General features: G+C 67.1%; 20 protein-coding genes and 4 tRNA genes. 14 read left to right on the forward strand and 10 right to left on the reverse strand.

Features of this window, described 5'->3' with window-relative positions:
* Nucleotides 1-15 precede the first annotated feature (15 nt).
* On the forward strand, nucleotides 16-900 hold the full coding sequence (locus tag ACFVJ3_RS30940) for a universal stress protein (RefSeq protein WP_378455706.1): 885 nt from the start codon (nucleotides 16-18) through the stop codon (nucleotides 898-900).
* A gap of 11 nt (nucleotides 901-911) precedes the next feature.
* Here the strand turns inward: ACFVJ3_RS30940 and ACFVJ3_RS30945 are convergent, their stop codons facing one another.
* Nucleotides 912-1,685, reverse strand: a complete 774-nt coding sequence (locus tag ACFVJ3_RS30945; RefSeq protein WP_378455707.1) for a VIT family protein — start codon at nucleotides 1,683-1,685, stop codon at nucleotides 912-914.
* Between the two features lie 139 nt (nucleotides 1,686-1,824).
* Between ACFVJ3_RS30945 and ACFVJ3_RS30950 the strand changes: the two genes are divergently transcribed.
* The 7 genes from ACFVJ3_RS30950 to ACFVJ3_RS30980 all read left to right on the forward strand — a co-directional run bounded on the left by ACFVJ3_RS30950 (nucleotide 1,825) and on the right by ACFVJ3_RS30980 (nucleotide 9,354).
* Nucleotides 1,825-2,607, forward strand: coding sequence for an SDR family NAD(P)-dependent oxidoreductase (locus ACFVJ3_RS30950; RefSeq protein ID WP_378455708.1), 783 nt, complete (start codon nucleotides 1,825-1,827; stop codon nucleotides 2,605-2,607).
* A 26-nt stretch (nucleotides 2,608-2,633) separates the two neighbouring features.
* Nucleotides 2,634-3,695 carry a YbhN family protein gene (locus tag ACFVJ3_RS30955; protein WP_378455709.1) on the forward strand — a complete coding sequence of 354 codons (1,062 nt, stop codon included), beginning with the start codon at nucleotides 2,634-2,636 and terminating at the stop codon, nucleotides 3,693-3,695.
* 62 nt (nucleotides 3,696-3,757) lie between these two features.
* Nucleotides 3,758-4,582 (forward strand): SDR family oxidoreductase, encoded by an 825-nt coding sequence (locus ACFVJ3_RS30960; RefSeq protein WP_378455710.1) that lies wholly within the window; start codon nucleotides 3,758-3,760, stop codon nucleotides 4,580-4,582.
* Nucleotides 4,583-4,695: 113 nt separating this feature from the next.
* Nucleotides 4,696-5,913 carry an ABC transporter substrate-binding protein gene (locus ACFVJ3_RS30965; protein ID WP_378455711.1) on the forward strand — a complete coding sequence of 406 codons (1,218 nt, stop codon included), beginning with the start codon at nucleotides 4,696-4,698 and terminating at the stop codon, nucleotides 5,911-5,913.
* 22 nt (nucleotides 5,914-5,935) lie between these two features.
* On the forward strand, nucleotides 5,936-6,793 hold the full coding sequence (locus tag ACFVJ3_RS30970; RefSeq protein WP_378455712.1) for a branched-chain amino acid ABC transporter permease: 858 nt from the start codon (nucleotides 5,936-5,938) through the stop codon (nucleotides 6,791-6,793).
* Nucleotides 6,794-6,796: 3 nt separating this feature from the next.
* Nucleotides 6,797-8,620: an ATP-binding cassette domain-containing protein gene (locus ACFVJ3_RS30975; protein ID WP_378455713.1), complete on the forward strand. Its 1,824-nt coding sequence runs from the start codon at nucleotides 6,797-6,799 to the stop codon at nucleotides 8,618-8,620.
* A complete protein-coding gene (locus tag ACFVJ3_RS30980) occupies nucleotides 8,617-9,354 on the forward strand; it encodes an ABC transporter ATP-binding protein (RefSeq protein ID WP_378455714.1) in 738 nt (245 codons plus the stop codon). Before ACFVJ3_RS30975 ends, ACFVJ3_RS30980 begins: the two co-directional genes overlap by 4 nt.
* Nucleotides 9,355-9,358: 4 nt before the next feature.
* Here the strand turns inward: ACFVJ3_RS30980 and ACFVJ3_RS30985 are convergent, their stop codons facing one another.
* Nucleotides 9,359-10,012, reverse strand: coding sequence for a TetR family transcriptional regulator (locus tag ACFVJ3_RS30985; RefSeq protein WP_378455715.1), 654 nt, complete (start codon nucleotides 10,010-10,012; stop codon nucleotides 9,359-9,361).
* Between the two features lie 158 nt (nucleotides 10,013-10,170).
* On the opposite strand from ACFVJ3_RS30985, the gene ACFVJ3_RS30990 reads away from it, so the two are divergent.
* Entirely contained in the window at nucleotides 10,171-11,022 is an 852-nt protein-coding gene (locus tag ACFVJ3_RS30990) for an alpha/beta fold hydrolase (RefSeq protein WP_378455776.1), read from the forward strand.
* On the opposite strand, the gene ACFVJ3_RS30995 is transcribed toward ACFVJ3_RS30990, so the two are convergent.
* Nucleotides 11,019-11,735, reverse strand: coding sequence for a TetR/AcrR family transcriptional regulator (locus tag ACFVJ3_RS30995; protein ID WP_378455716.1), 717 nt, complete (start codon nucleotides 11,733-11,735; stop codon nucleotides 11,019-11,021). The two genes, ACFVJ3_RS30990 and ACFVJ3_RS30995, sit on opposite strands and share 4 nt — an antisense overlap.
* A gap of 69 nt (nucleotides 11,736-11,804) precedes the next feature.
* Between ACFVJ3_RS30995 and ACFVJ3_RS31000 the strand changes: the two genes are divergently transcribed.
* Complete coding sequence (locus tag ACFVJ3_RS31000; protein ID WP_378455717.1) at nucleotides 11,805-12,140, forward strand: nuclear transport factor 2 family protein; 336 nt, start codon at nucleotides 11,805-11,807, stop codon at nucleotides 12,138-12,140.
* 63 nt (nucleotides 12,141-12,203) lie between these two features.
* Here the strand turns inward: ACFVJ3_RS31000 and ACFVJ3_RS31005 are convergent.
* The 4 genes from ACFVJ3_RS31005 to ACFVJ3_RS31020 all read right to left on the reverse strand — a co-directional run bounded on the left by ACFVJ3_RS31005 (nucleotide 12,204) and on the right by ACFVJ3_RS31020 (nucleotide 13,344).
* Nucleotides 12,204-12,280 (reverse strand) — tRNA-Phe (locus ACFVJ3_RS31005).
* 66 nt (nucleotides 12,281-12,346) lie between these two features.
* A tRNA-Asp gene (locus ACFVJ3_RS31010) sits at nucleotides 12,347-12,420 on the reverse strand.
* Between the two features lie 96 nt (nucleotides 12,421-12,516).
* Nucleotides 12,517-12,589, reverse strand: a tRNA-Glu gene (locus tag ACFVJ3_RS31015).
* A gap of 98 nt (nucleotides 12,590-12,687) precedes the next feature.
* Nucleotides 12,688-13,344: a TetR family transcriptional regulator gene (locus tag ACFVJ3_RS31020; RefSeq protein ID WP_378455718.1), complete on the reverse strand. Its 657-nt coding sequence runs from the start codon at nucleotides 13,342-13,344 to the stop codon at nucleotides 12,688-12,690.
* Nucleotides 13,345-13,671: 327 nt separating this feature from the next.
* Here ACFVJ3_RS31020 and ACFVJ3_RS31025 point away from each other — a divergent pair.
* Nucleotides 13,672-13,744, forward strand: a tRNA-Lys gene (locus ACFVJ3_RS31025).
* 44 nt (nucleotides 13,745-13,788) lie between these two features.
* On the opposite strand, the gene ACFVJ3_RS31030 is transcribed toward ACFVJ3_RS31025, so the two are convergent.
* Nucleotides 13,789-14,394 carry a TetR family transcriptional regulator gene (locus tag ACFVJ3_RS31030; RefSeq protein ID WP_378455719.1) on the reverse strand — a complete coding sequence of 202 codons (606 nt, stop codon included), beginning with the start codon at nucleotides 14,392-14,394 and terminating at the stop codon, nucleotides 13,789-13,791.
* 112 nt (nucleotides 14,395-14,506) lie between these two features.
* Here ACFVJ3_RS31030 and ACFVJ3_RS31035 point away from each other — a divergent pair, with 112 nt between their 5' ends.
* Both ACFVJ3_RS31035 and ACFVJ3_RS31040 read left to right on the forward strand, forming a co-directional pair.
* Nucleotides 14,507-14,980, forward strand: a complete 474-nt coding sequence (locus ACFVJ3_RS31035) for a DUF4334 domain-containing protein (protein WP_378455720.1) — start codon at nucleotides 14,507-14,509, stop codon at nucleotides 14,978-14,980.
* 6 nt (nucleotides 14,981-14,986) lie between these two features.
* Nucleotides 14,987-16,075, forward strand: coding sequence for an NAD(P)-dependent alcohol dehydrogenase (locus ACFVJ3_RS31040; RefSeq protein WP_378455721.1), 1,089 nt, complete (start codon nucleotides 14,987-14,989; stop codon nucleotides 16,073-16,075).
* 5 nt (nucleotides 16,076-16,080) lie between these two features.
* Here the strand turns inward: ACFVJ3_RS31040 and ACFVJ3_RS31045 are convergent, their stop codons facing one another.
* Both ACFVJ3_RS31045 and ACFVJ3_RS31050 read right to left on the reverse strand, forming a co-directional pair.
* The gene (locus ACFVJ3_RS31045; RefSeq protein WP_378455722.1) at nucleotides 16,081-16,686 is read right to left on the reverse strand and encodes a hypothetical protein; all 606 of its coding nucleotides are present in this window, start codon (nucleotides 16,684-16,686) and stop codon (nucleotides 16,081-16,083) included.
* On the reverse strand, nucleotides 16,683-17,072 hold the full coding sequence (locus tag ACFVJ3_RS31050) for an MmcQ/YjbR family DNA-binding protein (protein WP_037179910.1): 390 nt from the start codon (nucleotides 17,070-17,072) through the stop codon (nucleotides 16,683-16,685). Before ACFVJ3_RS31050 ends, ACFVJ3_RS31045 begins: the two co-directional genes overlap by 4 nt.
* A 117-nt stretch (nucleotides 17,073-17,189) precedes the next feature.
* Between ACFVJ3_RS31050 and ACFVJ3_RS31055 the strand changes: the two genes are divergently transcribed.
* Nucleotides 17,190-17,792: a DUF937 domain-containing protein gene (locus tag ACFVJ3_RS31055; protein WP_378455723.1), complete on the forward strand. Its 603-nt coding sequence runs from the start codon at nucleotides 17,190-17,192 to the stop codon at nucleotides 17,790-17,792.
* Nucleotides 17,793-17,890 lie beyond the last annotated feature (98 nt).

Raw genomic sequence — 17,890 nt, forward strand, 5'->3', positions numbered from 1 at the left:
CGAAGGGAGCCAGACGTGAGCACACCCGCCAGTCATTCCGTCGTCGTCGGCCTGGACGGATCCGACGCCTCCACCGCTGCCGCCCTGTGGGGCGCCGCAGTCGCGTCGAAGTGGGGTGCCACGCTGTCGCTCGTGCACGCGCTGCCGCAGGACGGCCCGCTGTACAGCCCCGCCGCGATCATGCTGGAATCACAGTTCCTCAGTCAGCTGCGCGAGGACGGCGAGGCCATCATCGGGACGGCGAAGAGGGTGCTGGGACCGAAGTTCCCCGGTCTCGAAATCGAGACGACCATCAGTCCCGGTCCCGCGGGCACTGCACTGCTCGAGGCCGCCGACTGGGCCCGGCTGATCGTGCTCGGATCCACAGGAACGGGAGCGATCCGTTCGGTGCTGCTCGGCTCGACGGCGCTGCACGTCGCCAACCGCGCACCCTGCCCGGTGATCGTTCTCCGGGGTGAGGTCACCACGCCGGACCAGCGTCCGGTGGTGGTCGGGGTCGACGGAAGCGACCTCAGCCGCGAAGCCGTGGGCCACGCATTCGAGTTCGCGTCGTTCTTCGAGGCGCCGCTGAGCGCCGTCCACACGTGGCAGGGCTCCCCCAGGCTCGGCGCAGGCGGCACCGGCATGCTCGTCGACTGGGACGCCGTGAAGCAGGAAGAGGAGGCACTGCTCTCCGAGGGCCTCGCGGGCGAGTCGGAACAATACCCGGACGTGTCGGTGACGAGGGTGGCCGAGCAGGGCGCCGCAGCCGACGTCATCCTGCGGCATGCGGGGGACGCCCAGCTGATCGTCGTCGGCAGCCACGGCCGGGGACCGCTGCTCGGCGCGCTGATGGGCTCGACGAGCCAGAATCTGCTCCACCACGCGACGTGTCCGGTCATGATCTGCCGGAGCGAGTGACGGCCGTCCGGCTAGGCGATGCTCGTCCCCACCAGCTGGCCGATTCCGTAGGTGACGATCATCGCGAGGGCTCCACCCAGCACGACGCGGAGCACTGCCCGGGTCCGCTTTGCGCCGCCGAGAGCCGCGCTGACGGTGCCCGTGAGCGCCAGCGCGACCAGCACGGCGACGAACGCCACCGGAATGCGCAGGTGCACAGGCGGTAGGAGGATCGCCAGCAGCGGGACGAGTGCGCCGAGCGTGAAGGACAGCGCCGAGGATCCCGCGGCCTGCCAGGGGTCGGTCAGATCGTCCGGGTCGATGCCCAGTTCCACGTCCACGTGAGCGGCGAAGGCATCGTGATCGGTGAGTTCGCGTGTCACCGTCCGGGCGGTCTCGGAACTCAGCCCCTTGGCCTCGTACATCGCGGCGAGTTCCTCGAACTCGGCGTCGGGGGTCTCGGTGAGTTCGCGACGTTCCTTCGACAGCATCGCGCGTTCGGTGTCGCGCTGGGTGCTCACCGAGACGTACTCGCCCAGGGCCATCGACACCGCCCCGGCCGCGAGACCCGCGAATCCGGCGGTGAAGATCGCCGACCGCTCGGTGGTGGCTGCGGCCACCCCGACCACCAGACCGGCGGTCGACACGATGCCGTCATTGGCACCGAGAACACCGGCCCGCAACCAGTTGAGGCGGCTCGCCAGACTAGGTGCGTGCGGCTCGTCCGGATGCCGCGAGGGCTCGGCGCGCTCGGCGCGCTCGGCGCGCTCGGCGCGCTCGGCGCGCTCGGCGTTCTCAGCTGACATGCGTTCAGGCTAAGACGAAAAGGCCTGGTCGGATAGCCAGGCTAGGCTGCGCTCGGCTGGGGTGAGCCGTTCCCCGCACACCGAAACCAAGCAATTGCTAGGTTAGGGGCGCTCTTTCCACACACGCTTGGAGTTCCTCATGGCGACACCCGCTACCAGCACACCCCGACGTCGCTGCGCCGCACTGGTCACGGGCGGCACCGGCGGCATCGGCTCCGCCATCGCACGGCAACTCGCGACCCTCGGCCACGACGTGGCCATCACCTACCGATCCAATGCCGACGTCGCCGCAGACCTCGTCGGCGAACTGGAAGGCCGGGGCGTCGGAGCGCAGGCCTTCTCCGCCGACCTCACCGACCAACCCCGCGTCGCGAGTGTCGTGAAGCAGACCGTCGAGCACTTCGGCGGCCTCGGTGTCCTCGTTCACGCCGCGGGACCGCACATTCCGATGATCCACCTGTCCGAGGTCGCTCCCCGGGACTACGCCGAGCACCTCGAACAGGAGGCCGTCGCCTTCTTCACCGTCGTCAAGGCCGCCCTGCCCGCGCTGCGGGAGGCGTCCGGTTCCGTCGTCGCGGTCACGACCGCGGCCACCAGCCGATTCCCGGTGCCCGACGGACTGTCACCGGGCACCAAGGGCGCGATCGAACAGCTGGTCAAGGGATTCGCCGCCGAGGAGGGCCGCTACGGTGTCCGCTTCAACTCGGTCGGCCCGGGAATGCTCACCGACGGCATGGCCGAGCGGCTGATCAACTCCGAAGAACTCGATCAACGCGCACTCGACGCCGCCATGAGCCGGATACCGTTACGCCGGTTCGGCACCGCCGCCGACGTCGCCGAGGCGGTCTGTTTCCTCGCGAGCGACCGGGCCGGATTCGTCACCGGACAGAAGCTCGACGTCGACGGCGGATACACGGTGTGATCACCGGCCATGTGTAATGGATGCGTATGACTGATGTAGAAGACACTCGCCCGACGCCCCGCAGGCGTCGTGTCGAATGGGTGATCGGCGGACTGCTCGTCGTCGTGCTCGCGGTGGAGATCGTCCTCATCTGGCCGGACCTCGCGGAGAGCGTTGAGAACCTCGGCGACCTCGAATGGGGGTGGGTGGCCGCGGCCGTCGTGGCGTCGCTGGCGTCGATGTCGAGTTTCGCCCGGGTCCAGCGCTGCCTGCTGGGGGTCGCGGACGTGCACGTCAAACAGCGACAGTCCCTCGCGGTGACGTTCGCCTCCAATTCGATGAGCGTGACACTGCCGGGCGGTCCGGTCCTGGCGACGACGTTCACATACCGGCAGACGCGCCTCTGGGGTGCGTCACCGGTGGTCGCGACGTGGCAACTGGTGATGGCCGGCGTCCTCCAGGCGATCGGCCTGGCGCTCGTCGGACTGGCGGGCGCACTGCTCGTCGGGGCCAAGACCAACCCGTTCTCGCTGATCTTCACGTTCGGCGGCCTGTGCGCCTTCCTGGTCGTGGCCCAGTACGCCGCTTCGCGACCCGATGCCCTCGAAGGTGTCGGCATCACCGCGCTGCGCGGATTCAACGCGATTCGAAAGAAGCCTCCGCTGACCGGTGTCCGTCAGTGGAAGCACATCGTGAACCAGATGAGCGCCGTCCGGATGGATCGCCGCGACACGGCCCGCGCGTTCGGGTGGTCGCTGTTCAACTGGATCGCCGACGCGTCGTGCCTCGCCTTCGCGTGCTTCGCGGTCGGCGCCCATCCCGGGTTCGCCGGACTCGCCGTCGCGTACGCGGCAGGGAACGCCGCGGGTTCGGCCATCCCGCTCCTGCCCGCAGGGCTCGGTGTCATGGACGCCGTGCTCGTCCCTGCGCTGACCGCCAGCGGAATGACCGGCGCCGAAGCGGTGTCCGCGATCGTCGTCTACCGGCTGGTCAGCTTCCTGCTCATGGCCGCCATCGGCTGGATCGTCTTCGCGGCACGCTTCCGGGGCGCGCAGCAGCAGGGCGAGGAGGGCCCCGACCTCGAACCGCTGTGGCGTCGCGGCACGTGAAGACCTCCCATTGAGAGAGAAACCCGGGCCGAGGCGGCCGACGACGGTCCTACGGTCGAGCCGTGACGGAACCGGAAACACGTGAAAAGCAGGTTGTCGTCGTCACCGGCGCGGCCTCGGGAATCGGAGCCGGGATAGCCCGGCACGCGCTCGCCCGCGGTATGGCCGTGGTCCTCGCCGATATCGACACGGCCGCACTGGACCGGCTGGCCGCCGACCTGGGCGAAGCCGCCCTCACGTGCGCAACCGACGTCGCCGACTCCGGATCCGTCCACGCCCTGGCCGATCTCGCGTTCGACTCGTTCGGCCGGGTCGACCTGCTCTTCAACAACGCCGGAATCATGCGCGCCGGATTCCTGTGGCAACTCGGCGAATCCGATTGGGACGCCGCCCTCGGTGTCAACGTGAAGGGTGTCGTCAACGGGATTCGGGCGTTCGTTCCGCGCATGATCGACCAGGGCGGCGGCCGCGTCGTCAACACGGCGTCGGTCGGCGGATTCGCGCCCGGTCCGATGATGTCGCCGTACAGCGCATCGAAGTTCGCGGTCGTCGCGATCACCGAGTGCCTGCAGATGGAGTTGAGCATGGTCGGCGCCCCGGTGTCCGCGAGCGTGCTCGCGCCGGGGCCCGTCGTCACGTCCGTCTTCGACAACCCGTTCGGGGCGGTCTCCCATCCGGCCGTCGATCGGATGGTCGCGCAGATGCGCGAACTGCTCGACACCGATGGACTCGACGCAGACACGTTCGCCGAGTTGGTCTTCGCCGGCATCGACCGGGGCGACTTCTGGCTCGCACCGCAGGGTGAGCACCTCGACAGCATGGTGCGCCAGCACACCGCCACCATCCTCGAGCGGCGAGAACCGGTGGTCCGGCAGTCGTTTCGCTGAGTGCGGCCCGTCGAGATCCTCCCGCCGAGTGGGACATTCGACGGACATCGACCGTTAGTTCTGCTACCTTTTGCCGAACCAAGCACTTGCTTGCTTACGTCAAAGGGGCGCCCATGCGAATTCGATCCTCAGCTCTCACTGCGGCGCTCGCCGTGACCGCACTCGCGCTCGCCGGCTGTTCCGGCGCGGGCGCCGACGACGCCGACGCCGCCGGCGGCCCGTATCGGGTGCTCGTGACCGGCGGAATCAGCGGGCAGGGCGCGCTCGCCGCGAATGCTCAGACGTCCGTGCTCGCAGCGAAAGCAAGCGCCGAGGCGGTGAACAGGGTCGGCGGCGTCGGCGGACGCCAAGTGGAGATCACCGTTGTCGACGACGCGGGCGACGCCACCACGGCCGTATCCAAGCTGCGGGAGGCCATCGCGTCGGGAAAGAAGCCCGACCTCTTTCTCAACTCCGGCCCGTCGACCATCACCACCGCGACACTGCCGATCCTCGCGCAGAACAAGATCCTCTCGTTCAACATCGGGCCCACCGAGGATTCGGCGAATCCGGAGAAATACCCGCTCAACTTCGACCTCGCGTCGGGACCGGCCGAAAACGCCGAGACCATCGCGCGATACATCAAGGGCAAGGGATACCAGTCCGTCGGCGTCGTCCACGGGAGCAGCGCTTACGGTGAAGTGTTCGGACAGGCGATGGAAGACGCGCTGAGCGGCGAAGGCGTGAGCAGCACCGGATCCGAGGAATACGACACCGCAGCACTCGACATGACGGCGCAGCTGCAATCGCTGAAGAACCGCGGCACGCAGGCGCTCGTCGTGGACGCCTACGGGGCACCACTCGGATATCTTCTCGCGAGCCTTCAGCGGCTCGACTGGAACATTCCGCTCGTCGGAAACACCTCGGTCGCGGGAACGTCACTGGTCTCGAAGGCTGCACCGGAAGGTGTGCTCGGCACTCCGGCAACGGCGAATCTGGTCATGCACGCCCTCTCGAGCACGGTTTTCGACGCTGACGACACCGCTGTCAACACCATGGTCGACAACATGAAGGCCATGGGCGACATCCCGTCGACGCTGATCCTCGCGGACAACTACGACGCACTGCCCCTCGTCGTGGCCGCCGCGAACAAGGCCGGATCCTCGTCCGACCCCGAAGCCCTCGCCGATGCGCTCGAGAACCAGGAAGTCCTCGACAGCGCCGAGACCGCGTTTTCGCCGTCCTATCACTTTTCGGCAGACTCGCACGCGTCGAAACCGGGAGACGAAGCGTACAAGTTCGTGCCGCCGAGCCCACTCCTCAACGGCCAGTACGGAAACCCGAGCGCGTGACACTCGACCACAGGAGATTCCGGTGACCATAGTCTGGTCGGGCCTCGCGCTGGGGGCGGTCTACACGCTCGTAGCGATCGGCTACAACATCGTCTTCATCTCGTCCCACACGTTCAACTTCGCTCAGGCCCAGCTGATGATGGTCGGAACCTTCGTCGCCTACACCGGACTGGTCACCCTGAAGTTGCCGATCCTCGTCGTTGCGGTGACAGCGACGGTGGCGGTGACGATCCTGGCCGGCATCGAGGAGATCATCGCAGTCCGGCCGGTCCGTGATCACCAGAATCAGCTCGTCACCACGCTCGGCGCCGCGACACTGATCAACGGTGCGACGCAGCTGATCTGGGGAAGCGAACCGCTCACCGTCCCGTTCTTCGGTTCGAACGATCCGATCACGGTCCTCGGTGGCCGCACGTATCCGGTCGAGATCGTGCTGCTGATTCTGGCGATCGTGCTGGTGGTCGTCCTCGGCCGGGCCCTGACCCGGACCGTGACAGGTCTCGCCCTCCTAGGCATCTCCGAGGACCGCGAAGCCGCCCAGCTGCGTGGTGTCAACGTCCGGGCGCTCGCTCTCGGCGCGTTCGCCTTTTCGGGCGCGCTCGCCGGATTCCTCGGGCTCTTCGTGGGTCCCAAGACGTTCGCGGTGGCCACCCTGGGTTCGGCGCTGGCCATCAAGGGCTTCGTCGCATTGGCGATCGGCGGGTTCGGCTCGCTCCCCGGCGCACTGGTCGGTGGTCTGACCGTCGGTCTCGTCGAGTCGTTCGCCGCTCTCGAGCTGGGTAGCCAGTACAGCAACATCGCGGTCTTCGTGGTCCTCATCGCGATCCTCATGGTGCGTCCGGCCGGACTGTTCGGCCGGGTGCGGGAACGGGTGGTGTGAACAATGTCCCTGTGGCGCCTGATTCGATCGGTCCCGAGTTGGCTCTTTCCGCTCGCCGTCGGCCTCCTCGTGCTGTTCCTGCCGGAGTTCGGTCTCGACTTCGCGCTGTCCCGCCAGGTGCAACTCGCCTGCATCCTCGCGCTGGTCGTCAGCGGACTCAACCTCAGTCTCGGCTATGCGGGTGAACTGGCACTCGGCCAGGCCGCAATGTACGCGGCCGGGGCGTACACCGCAGGGCTCATGTCGATCGCCGGTTACACCGACATCGTGCTGCAGTTGATCACCTCGGGTCTGGTCGCGCTCGTAGTCGGTATCGTCACCGGAATCCCGGGATTGTGGCTCGGCAGTTGGTCATTGGCGATGACCTCGTTCTTCCTCGTCCTCCTCGTACCGGACATCATCGCCGTCTTCGGGGACGCCACCGGAGGCCGGAACGGACTCAGCGGGATCGAACCGGCGACCCTGTTCGGTGAAGTAGTGGACGCCGACCGGTTCTACATGGTCGTCGTCATCGTCGCGATCCTCTGGTTCGCGGTCATGCGCAACCTGGTCGTCTCCCGGCACGGTATCGCGTTCCGCACACTGAAACAGAGCCCGGTACTGGCCTCCTCGGTGGGCATCTCGGTGTTCCGGATGAAGCTTCTCGGTTATGCGATCGGCGCATTCCCGGCCGGCCTCGCAGGCGCATTGTTCGCGAACATCGACATGTACGTCTCACCCGAGGCGTTCGGATTCACCTTCGCGACAGCAGTTCTGGCGGCGTGCATCCTCGGCGGCGCGACGAGTGTCTACGGCGCGGCGGTCGGGGCAGCGATCATGCAACTCGGACCGAACCAATCGTCCGAGTTCCAGCAGTACGCCCTGGTCTTTTACGGTGGGTTCCTGATTCTCGGCGGCGTCCTCCTCAGTGGTGGCCTCGCGAAGGTTGCCAAGCAGGCCGCGGCACGGTTGGACCGGGCGGCAGGCCTGACCGGCAGTAGAACAGGAACCCACCACAGGGACACGAACCGATCCGCGATGGCCCCGATGTCGGGTCAGACGCTCGTGGTCGAGGGCATCTCGAAGGCATTCGGCGGCAACCAGGCACTCGACAACGCGTCGCTGCGCGCCGAACCGGGCAACATCACCGCACTGATCGGACCGAACGGCTCGGGGAAGACCACGATGCTGAACATGATCTGCGGGTTCTACCGTCCCGACAGCGGGCGAATCCTGATCGGTGACAACGAGGTCCAGGGCAGGGCGCCGGAACAGGTCGCCAGATGCGGTGTGGCACGAACCTTCCAGACACCCGACATCCCCGACGGCGTCACGGTTCTCGAGGCCGTGGCCTCGGGTCGATACAGCACCGATCGAGTATCGATGCTCTCGACCGTGTTGCGGCTTCCCCGCCACCACAAGGTCCGCGTCGACGACATCGCCACGGCGGAACGCGCACTCGACATCGTGGGACTGTCGCATCTCCGCGACGAGACCGCTACCGCACTCCCCCTCGGAATGCGGAGGCTTCTCGAGGTCGCCCGGTCGGTCGTCGCCGAGCCACGGCTACTTCTGCTCGACGAGGTGGCGTCCGGCCTCGACGAGGACGAAGTGGAACGGCTCGCCGACCTGATCCGGCAGCTCAGCGATGCCGGATGCACGATCGTGCTGGTCGAGCACAACTTCCGCTTGGTACTGGAACTCGCCGACACCATCGTCGTACTCGCCCAGGGACACGTGATCGCGGCGGGTGCGCCGTCCGAGATCGAACACAACCCTCGCGTACTCAGCGAATACCTCGGCGTAGTCGCCGAAGACACGGAACTGGCCGGAGAGGCGACCTCATGACCGAGCAGACGACGAAGCCCCTCCTGAGTCTGCGGAATGTGCAGTCCGGCTACGGCGACCTCCGGGTGGTGTGGGACGTCTCGCTCGACGTGTGGCCCGGTAAGGTCACCGCACTGCTCGGGCGGAACGGCGCGGGGAAGACCAGCACCCTGCGTGCCATCTCGGGACTGAACAAGGTTTCCGGCGGGACGATCGAGTTCGACGGCCGCGACATCGCGAAGGTGGCGCCGCACCGGCGGGTCCGCCAGGGAATGGCGTACGTGCAGGAGGGAAAGAGGGTCTTCCACCGGCAGACCGTGGAACAGAACCTGATTCTCGGCGGGTACGTCCGCAAGATGAGACGCTCGGCCGTACGCGAGGAGGTGGCGCGTATCTACGACTTGTTCCCCGTCCTCGGCCGGAAACGTGGCCTGCTCGCGGGGGCGATGTCCGGCGGGCAGCAGCAGATGCTGGCAATCGGGCAGGCGCTGATGGCCGAACCCACACTGCTCCTGCTCGACGAACCTTCCGGCGGACTGGCGCCCGTGATCGTCAACGAAGTACTGGAACGCGTGACCGTCCTCAAGGAAGCGGGGCTGGCGGTGCTCCTCGTCGAGCAGGCTGTCGACGCTGCGATGAGCGTGGCCGACCACGTGACCGTCCTCGACCTCGGACGCGTCGTCATGGACGCGGACGCGAGCGAGATCGATGACAGGGCGGTGATTCGCGACGCCTACTTCGGACGCGTCGGCTGAAAAACTAGCCGCCGAGGCGCCGGAACACGAGACGGACCGCGAGCCCGAGATGAGCCATCACCTCGTCCACCGAGATGCGGCCGGCCACCCAGGACACCAGGCTCGACATCCAGACGTCGCCGATCACGCGGATGGCGTTCAACTGGTCGTCGGAGATCTGCTCGACGCCGATGGTCTTGGCGAACATCTCGGTCATCAGGGCGCCGAACGCATCCAGCTCGGCCGAAGCCGACGCGTCCGCGAACATGAACGCGCGCACCAGGGCCTCGTAGCGCGGCCGGTCCTTCTCGAGGACTTCCGTGTTCTTCCGGAGGACGAACAGGATCCGCTCCGACGGCGTGTCCCCCGGGATCGCGACGTTCTCGAACCGGGACCGCATTCCCTCGAACACCATCAGCAGGCCCATCACCAGCATGTGGTTCTTCGACGGGAAGTAGCGGTACACGGTGCCCAGCGCGACGCCCGCCCGATCGGCGATGGCCCGCATCTGCACGGCGTCGTACCCGCCCTCGGAGGCGAGTTCCATCGCCGCGGCGACGATCCGCTGGTAACGCTCCCGCTGCGGGGCCTTGGCCCCACGCGAGGGCAGCTGCCCGTTGCGAAGCAACGACAGTAGCCCGTCGCGGCCCGCCGTCAGCGGCTCTTCAGCACTGCTCATGGACGTCAGCCTAGCGACAGTCACCTCGGGGTCGTCCGGCGACGGCACCGGTTCCGGTCGTCACGATGTCCGGATCGGTTGGGCCTCCCCCGGATAGACTCCACCTCGACCGCCGGAGGTTTCCCGTGCCCAGAGTTCATGTCGGACCCGAGGATCGTGTGATCCGGCTGAGCGACGGACGCCTGATGGGTTTCGCGGAGTACGGCGATCCCGGCGGTTTCACCGTCGTGAACGCCCACGGCGGACTCGCCGGCCGCCTCGACGTCGCGGCCGCCGACCGGAGTGCTCGCGACGCCGGCATCCGCCTCCTGTCCCCCGACCGACCAGGGATCGGACTGTCGGATCCGCAGCCGGGCCGGACGGTCCTCGACTGGGCCCGGGACGTCGAAGACCTCGTGAATCACCTCGGCGTCGGCCGTTTCGGTGTCATGGGGTGGTCGATGGGCGGACAGTACGCGCTCGCGGTCGGTGCCGGGGTCGCGTCGCGCGTGACGTGTGTCGCGGTGATCGCCGGGGCCCTGCCCCTCACCGAACCCGGGGTGTTCGCCCAGCTTCCCGCCGGGGACCGCGCCTTCACCCGGCTGTCCCAGCGCGCTCCGCTGGTGGCGCGGATCTGCTTTCGCGTCATGGGCGCCGTCGCGCTGCGTGCCCCCGTGCTGTTCCGGCGACTCGGCGCCCGCGACCTCGGCGCCGCCGACGCAGCCGTTCTCCGCTCCGAGCCCGTCCGGAACTTCTCGCTGATGTCCGGCGAGGCTCTCCGGACGGCGTCCGGGATGGTGGAGGACTACCGGGCGTGGATGCGGCCGTGGGGGTTCGCGCCCGAGGATCTGACCGTGCCGGTCGACGTCTGGGGTGGAAGCGAGGACGAACTCGTGCCCACGCACTGGCCGCCCGAACTCGCCCGCCGGATTCCCGGCGCCACGCTGAACATCCGCACCGGTGGTCATTTCATGGCTCACCTGCACTACCGCGAGATCTTCGACACCCTGCGGCGGCGCTCGGAGGTCTAGTTCGCCGCCGCCAGCTTGTCGAGCCATTCCCGCATCAGGAGCAGCTCGCCGGCGCTCAACCCGGACCGCCCCGGGTCGGCGTCGAGGGCGTGCGCGAGCGCGCTCGCCTTCTCGACTACCTCCCGCGAGGCTTCCGACCGCACAGCGTCGGGTGCCGGCCGGATCAGCCCGGCGATCACGTTGTCGCGCAGTTCCCGTGACAGGGAGAGGTCGGCTCCGCCCTCCGGCTGAGCGATGAGGTGCAGGGTCATGCCGACGTTCGCCGCCACGAATTGTCCGGCGGCGACGGCCGGCGTCACCCGCAGCCGTCCCTGCCGCGCGATCTCGGTCAGCAACTCGAGGAGCTTCGTCTCGGCGACGGAGGTCACCGCGCACGGCTCGCCCGGGGCGATCCGGCCGTACAGCAGGACGTAGAACGAGGGATTGTCGAGCCCGTAGCGGACGTGATCGTCCCAGCCGTGCCGCAGGTCGTCGACCGGGTCGTCCCCTCGCCGATTCGTGGCCCGGACGTACTGCCCGAACCCGTACTCCACGACCGCGTCGAACAGGCCCTGCTTGCTGCCGAAGTGGTGGTACAGCGTCGGGGCCTGCACGCCGGCGAGATCGCAGACGGCGCGGGTGGACACGGGTTTGCCCTTGGCCTCGTCGAGCAGTTGGGCCGCCGCCTCCAGCAGACGGTCGCGGGCCTTACCAGCCACACTCTTCTCTGTCACACCGCTATGCTACTTCTATAGCGTTGCTATACACGCGGAACTGCTGCAGGCAGGGACAGGGAGAACACAATGAACACCACCACGACACCCGAGGTCGTCACGCGCTACTTTCGGGCAGCCGACGCAGGCGACCTCGACGCGCTCGCAGCGTGCTTCACCGAGCACGGGGCCGTGACCGACGAAGGCCGGACCGTCCGCGGGCGCGACGGCATCCGGCAATGGCGCAGGGACCTCGAATCGAAGTACACCTACACGGTCGAGGTGACCGGAACGGAGACGGTCGCCGAGGACAGCTACGTGATCACCACCACGGTGGAAGGAAATTTCCCGGGAAGCCCGGTGGAATTGAAGTACGAGTTCGTTCTCAGCGACGGCCTCGTCGACACACTGCGGATCGCCCCGTAGCCGCACAGGAGAACGAAAAAACTCCGCTGTCGACGTTCTCGACAACGGAGCTTCGGTGAATCGTGGTGGCCAGGGCCGGGATCGAACCGGCGACCTTCCGCTTTTCAGGCGGACGCTCGTACCAACTGAGCTACCTGGCCGGACGGCACCCGAACCGAATGCCTATCGCATTGTGTTGCCGATACTCGGTATCGGCAACACACTTGCGACCCTGACGGGACTCGAACCCGCGACCTCCGCCGTGACAGGGCGGCGCGCTAACCAACTGCGCCACAGGGCCTTGCTTTGTCCTGCTGTGCTTTACAAGTGTAAAGCGTTACTGCGTGTCACTTTTACTGCCGTCGAACCATACCTCATGCTCGACACCGGTCAAACGTACCCCCTACGGGATTCGAACCCGCGCTACCGCCTTGAAAGGGCGGCGTCCTAGGCCGCTAGACGAAGGGGGCCCGCCGGATTTCTCCGAACCAGTACCTCAACGGCGTTCCGTTGGGAGCTTGGATAGCTTAGGACACGGATCGAGAATTTCCCAAATCGCCAGGTCAGACTACGAATCGGGCAGTTCCGAACCGGAATCCGGCCATCCTTCCCTCGCAAACTTCTCCAACCATTCGGGTGAAGCCATCGCAGCGAGGATCACTTCGAGCGATTCCGCGAATCGCTCGCCGAGGTCACCCTCCAGTGCCGTCATGTCGGACATGTACCGCTGGCCGGCGAGAGACGCCGCCAGGACCCGGGTGAACTTCTCGGGGTCGGCGCCGGCGCGCAGCAGACCGTCGCGCTGAGCGCGGATCGCGAACTCGTGCGCGGTGCGCCCCCACACCTGCGAGCCGCCGGACTGCACGTCCGGATAGAACTCGGGTTCGACGATCAGCCGGAATTCGGCCCGCACGATGACGCTCGAATGGAAGAGCTTCGCCAGGTCGATGACGAAACCGTGGAGGGCTTCGAACGGCCCGATGTCCGTGCGACCGGTCCACCTGTCGGTCAGGGCGGTGAATTGCTCCACTCCGGATTGAAGGACGGCACGGGCGAGCTCTTCCTTCGATTGGAAGTGGAAGTACATCGCCCCTTTGGTGGCGTTCGAGCCCTCGAGGATCGTGTTGACCGACGCCGCCGCATAGCCGCGCTTCGCGAACTCGATGGCGGCCGACTCCACCAGCGCAGCGCGAGTACGTCGCGCACGCTCCTGCTGACGTGCCATGACGGTGAATCCCTCTCCCAGATGTAGTAACCCCACTTTTCGCCCTGCCGGGACGAGCGTGGAGTCATACATAACAGTATCCCCGTTTTGAAAAAACCGACACAGCAGTCCGTAGATCATGGAAACTTCTCAGAAACCAACTTGAAGACCTTTATGGAGTTGAAACCGGACCGCTGCCGAAAACACACCAAGTGGTATAATTTGGGTCGGCTCGGGTGCGCTGCAGGGGGTGCGCACCCGAGCCGACCCTTTTCACCCCCACGCGGCGCGCCGTGCCGGGGGTCCTGCTTTCTCGGTCACTGTCCGCGCACTAGACTCTGGCCCCGCGCCCCTATAGCTCAGTTGGTAGAGCTACGGACTTTTAATCCGCAGGTCGTAGGTTCGAGCCCTACTGGGGGCACTCTCCCCTTACTCGGCACCATGCCGGGTAAGGGGAACGAGCACTCACTCGCGGCCCGGCGCTTCCTCCGCGGCAGGCACCCGGATCAGACGACGAACCGCCTCGACAGCGGTCTGCCGGCGCTGTGCCACCGTCCGCTCACCCGACTTTCCCCCCGCCGCCTTGCGTTCGCCACGGGCGGTCGCCAGCGACAAGGCGATGTCGGTGATCACGAGCAGCAGCTCGCCCGCGTTCCACGACGGATCGACGAACCCCGCCTGCTGCCCTCGCCGAATCTCGTCGATCTTGGGCCGCAGGGCGAGGATCCGCGCGTCGCTGCCGGCGATCTGCTCGCGCATCTCGAGGTCGGCCCACTTCTGAAGCGTCGCGTTCTCGGGGTGCGCCACGTAGTCGTCGAACAACCGGCCCGCGTAGCCCGGCAGATCGTCACCCCGCAGCGCCGTCTGTTCCGTCGTCTCGGCGATCCATTGCTCGATGACGGCGTCGAACAGCGCTTCCTTGCTGTCGAAGTACGCATACAGACGGTCCTTGCTCGCTCGGGCCGTCTCTGCGATGCGGTTGATCCGGGCTCCGGCGACTCCGTGGCGGGCGAACTCTTCCTTGGCCGCGGCGAGGATCCGTTCTCGCGTGGCTTCTCCCGCTGTTCGCATTCCGACATCCTAAATTGCCCGTTGCCGAACCATCTGGTTCGGCGTAGCGTGCGCAGTTGACGAACAGTTTGGTTCGTAAACCTCGCGACCCCTCACCCCAAGGACCGTTTCCATGGACATCGATCAGGCCCGCAGCACGTTCCACGAGCTCCGGGGGCGCGAGAGCGGCGTCTCCCCCGACGAACTCGACGCCGTGTGGGCGGCGCTCGACACCGTCAGGGCCGAAGACATCCTCGGCAGCTGGAAGGGCGACGACTTCGCCACCGGACACCGCCTGCACGAGAAACTGTTCGCGAGCCGCTGGCACGGAAAGACGTTCCACTCCCTCGAGGATGCGAAGCCGTTGATCTGCCGCGACGCGGACGGCAACCTCTATTCCGACGTCAAGGGCGGCAACGGCGAAGCCAGCCTGTGGAACATCGAGTTCCGGGGAGAGGTCACCGCGACCATGGTGTACGACGGCGCACCCATCTTCGATCACTTCAAGAAGGTGAACGACTCCACTCTCATGGGCATCATGAACGGCAAGTCCGCACTGGTCCTCGACGGCGGTCGGCACTACTACTTCCTGCTCGAAAGAGACTGAGTTCCAATGCAGGTCACCGCAGCCGTCTCACGCGGACCCGATTCTCCGTTCACGCTGGAGACGGTCGAACTCGACGAGCCCCGCGCGGACGAGGTACTGGTCCGCATCGTCGCCACCGGCCTGTGCCACACGGACCTCTTCACCAAGGCGGCCCTCCCTCATACCCTCGGCCCCACCGTCCTCGGGCACGAAGGTGCCGGGATCGTCATGGACGTCGGGTCACGCGTGAGTGGGGTGACGCCCGGTGATCACGTCATTCTCAGCTATCGCCACTGCGGCGACTGCGACCAATGCCGAAGCGCGGGTCCGGCGTACTGCGTCGACGCGCACCGGCTGAACAGTTCGGGCCGACGCGTGGACGGTTCGGCCACCGTCACCCAGAACGGCGAACCCGTGCGCGCCGCCTTCTTCGGCCAGTCCAGCTTCGCCGAGCACGTACTCGCGACGGCCGACAACGTCGTCGTCGTCGACAAGTCCGTCGACCTGGCCGCCGCGGCACCGCTCGGCTGCGGTTTCCAGACGGGTGCCGGCGCGGTACTGAACGTGCTCCGGCCCGGCAGTGATTCGAGTGTGGTCGTCTTCGGCGCGGGCAGCGTCGGGTTCGCCGCACTGCTCGCGGCCCGATCAGTGTGCGTCGCAACGCTTCTCGCAGTCGATCCGGTACCCGCACGACGTGCGCTCGCGGAGGAGTTCGGCGCGGTCGCGATCGATCCCGGGTCGCAGGACGTGGTCGCCGCGATCCGTGCGGCAACGGGCGGCGGCGCCACCCATACCCTGGACACGACGGGGATCCCCGCCGTCATCGGCCAGGCTGTGTCGTCCCTGCGCGCGCGGGGCAGCGCGGTGGTCGTCGGACTGGGCGCACCCGAAGTGACGGTGAACATTCAGGACCTCATGCTGAGCGGCAAGACCCTCCGCGGCTGCGTCGAGGGCGATTCGTCGGTGCAGCAGTTCATCCCGCAGTTGCTGGCGCTGCACGCGGACGGGAAGTTCCCGTTCGACCGTCTCGTCACCGAGTATCGATTCGACGACATCAACCGCGCCGTCGCCGATCAGGCCGCGGGCACGGTGATCAAACCCGTGCTCGTGTGGTGAATTCCCTAGGGCGTGGCAGGTGACGGTCCGGCCGGCGGCCCGTCGCTGCCCACGTCTCCGTCTTTCGCTTTCGTGTCTCTCCGCATCTCGGCGATATCCTCACCGCGCTTGCGGTACGTGTAGCTGACTCCGGCGACGCCGAGGAACAGCACGACGCCGATGATGGCGCCGGCGAGCGACGCGCCGCGGAATCCGGGCGCGTCGACGTCCATGATCCGTTCGCCCGCGTGCGCTGCGCTGTTGCCGCCGAGCACCACACTGAGCGTCAGCAGGTTGGGCAGCACCACGAGGACCCCGAGGATCAGCAGCACGATCTGCACGGGCTTGAACCGGCGCCGGCGGAACAACCGCCACGCTCCGCGGAACAGCAGCAGGGGCAGGAGGGTGCACAGGGTGCCGAACAACAGTCCCCACAGGATGCCGCCGCCGAAGCCGCCCTCGGCCAGTCCGCCCACGTTCTGAGCCCACGCCCGCGGGAGGTATGCCGCGAGGATGAAGTAGGCGATGACCAGTACCACCAGAAGAACGGCGATGCCGATGGCCCGCTTAGCCCACGCCGGCAGTCCGGATTTCGCCGGTGTGGAGGTGGATGCGCTGTTGTCGGTCGTCATGACTGGTCTCCCTGCGTCGGCAACGGTTCTTCGTCGAGCACCTGCTCGGCCAGTCGCTTCGGGGCGACGAGCGTGTACGACGTCCTGATCCACTCACGTAGCTGTTCCCACCGGGGCTCGTCCGCGTCCGCGACGTCCAGTGCGATCCAGCCGTGTCTACCGAGACCGTATCCCGCGGGCTCGGCCCCTGGTTCCGTTGCGACGACCGCTTCGGCCTCGTCGACGGTGAGCTTCACCGTCAACCGGGTGGCCTCCACGTCACTGAACACGAAGTTCTTCCCCCGCACCCGGAAGGTCGGGTGTCCGTCCCATTGGGCGACGTCCACCCGCACGGCTTCGGGCAACTCGGCGACGATCTGTTCCAGGCGGCTCATGTTGTTGCCCATGTGACGATTGTCGGCAGCGCCCCGACCGACCGCAACCGGCATAACGGACACGCGGGGTTCACTAGTGTCGGGAGTCCGGGGGTGTCGACGACGAACCCCACGACGAGGCAGGCATCAATGGCATCGATTGACGACCTTCTGTCCCAGATACCGATCAACCAGATCGCCCGGCAACTCGGCGTCGACGAGGCCACTGCCGAGACCGCGGTGAAATCGGCGCTGCCGACGCTCGTCGGCGGGCTCGGCGCCAACGCCGAAGATCCGAACGGCGCCGCGTCGCTGCAGAGCGCGCTGCACGACCACAGCGGCACGACGCTGCTCGACGGCGGAATAGACATCGACCAGGTCGACACGGACGACGGCGACAAGATCGTGTCCAACATCTTCGGCGGCGAACGTGATCAGGTGGCGAGCACGCTCGGCGGTGTGGGCGGCGGCAGCGGAGTGGGCAGCGACCTCATGAAGCAGTTGCTCCCGATCCTTGCGCCGATCGTGCTGGCGTACATCGCGAAGCAGGTGACGGGCGGCGGAAGTTCGGCTCCGCAGCCGCAGGGCGCGGGCCAGGCAGGCGGCGGACTCGGGGACGTCCTCGGCGGGCTCCTCGGAGGAAGCGGCGGTTCCGGCGGCCTCGGCGGGGTCCTGGGCGGCCTGCTCGGAAAGGGTGCGGGCGGCGGACTGGGCGACGTACTCGGCGGACTGCTCGGCGGCGGAAAGAAGTAGGTCCCGGGGGGCGGCGGGGCCGCCGCTCCCCTACGGGTGGCGATATTCACACCTGGGGTGGATCGAATTCCCAGGAGACCGACAGCCCGGACGAACGG

The organism is Rhodococcus sp. NPDC127593 (assembly GCF_042671975.1).
GTDB lineage: Bacteria > Actinomycetota > Actinomycetes > Mycobacteriales > Mycobacteriaceae > Rhodococcus_F.

Coding starts and splice junctions, on each gene's coding strand:
- ACFVJ3_RS30965 (WP_378455711.1), top strand. CDS start 4,696: ATGCGAATTCGATCCTCAGCTCTCACTGCGGCGCTCGCCGTGACCGCA.
- ACFVJ3_RS30980 (WP_378455714.1), top strand. CDS start 8,617: ATGACCGAGCAGACGACGAAGCCCCTCCTGAGTCTGCGGAATGTGCAG.
- ACFVJ3_RS30985 (WP_378455715.1), bottom strand. CDS start 10,012: ATGAGCAGTGCTGAAGAGCCGCTGACGGCGGGCCGCGACGGGCTACTG.
- ACFVJ3_RS31050 (WP_037179910.1), bottom strand. CDS start 17,072: ATGGGCAACAACATGAGCCGCCTGGAACAGATCGTCGCCGAGTTGCCC.
- ACFVJ3_RS31055 (WP_378455723.1), top strand. CDS start 17,190: ATGGCATCGATTGACGACCTTCTGTCCCAGATACCGATCAACCAGATC.
- ACFVJ3_RS31045 (WP_378455722.1), bottom strand. CDS start 16,686: ATGACGACCGACAACAGCGCATCCACCTCCACACCGGCGAAATCCGGA.
- ACFVJ3_RS30950 (WP_378455708.1), top strand. CDS start 1,825: ATGGCGACACCCGCTACCAGCACACCCCGACGTCGCTGCGCCGCACTG.
- ACFVJ3_RS31035 (WP_378455720.1), top strand. CDS start 14,507: ATGGACATCGATCAGGCCCGCAGCACGTTCCACGAGCTCCGGGGGCGC.
- ACFVJ3_RS30975 (WP_378455713.1), top strand. CDS start 6,797: ATGTCCCTGTGGCGCCTGATTCGATCGGTCCCGAGTTGGCTCTTTCCG.
- ACFVJ3_RS31020 (WP_378455718.1), bottom strand. CDS start 13,344: ATGGCACGTCAGCAGGAGCGTGCGCGACGTACTCGCGCTGCGCTGGTG.
- ACFVJ3_RS31000 (WP_378455717.1), top strand. CDS start 11,805: ATGAACACCACCACGACACCCGAGGTCGTCACGCGCTACTTTCGGGCA.
- ACFVJ3_RS30945 (WP_378455707.1), bottom strand. CDS start 1,685: ATGTCAGCTGAGAACGCCGAGCGCGCCGAGCGCGCCGAGCGCGCCGAG.
- ACFVJ3_RS30955 (WP_378455709.1), top strand. CDS start 2,634: ATGACTGATGTAGAAGACACTCGCCCGACGCCCCGCAGGCGTCGTGTC.
- ACFVJ3_RS31030 (WP_378455719.1), bottom strand. CDS start 14,394: ATGCGAACAGCGGGAGAAGCCACGCGAGAACGGATCCTCGCCGCGGCC.
- ACFVJ3_RS31040 (WP_378455721.1), top strand. CDS start 14,987: ATGCAGGTCACCGCAGCCGTCTCACGCGGACCCGATTCTCCGTTCACG.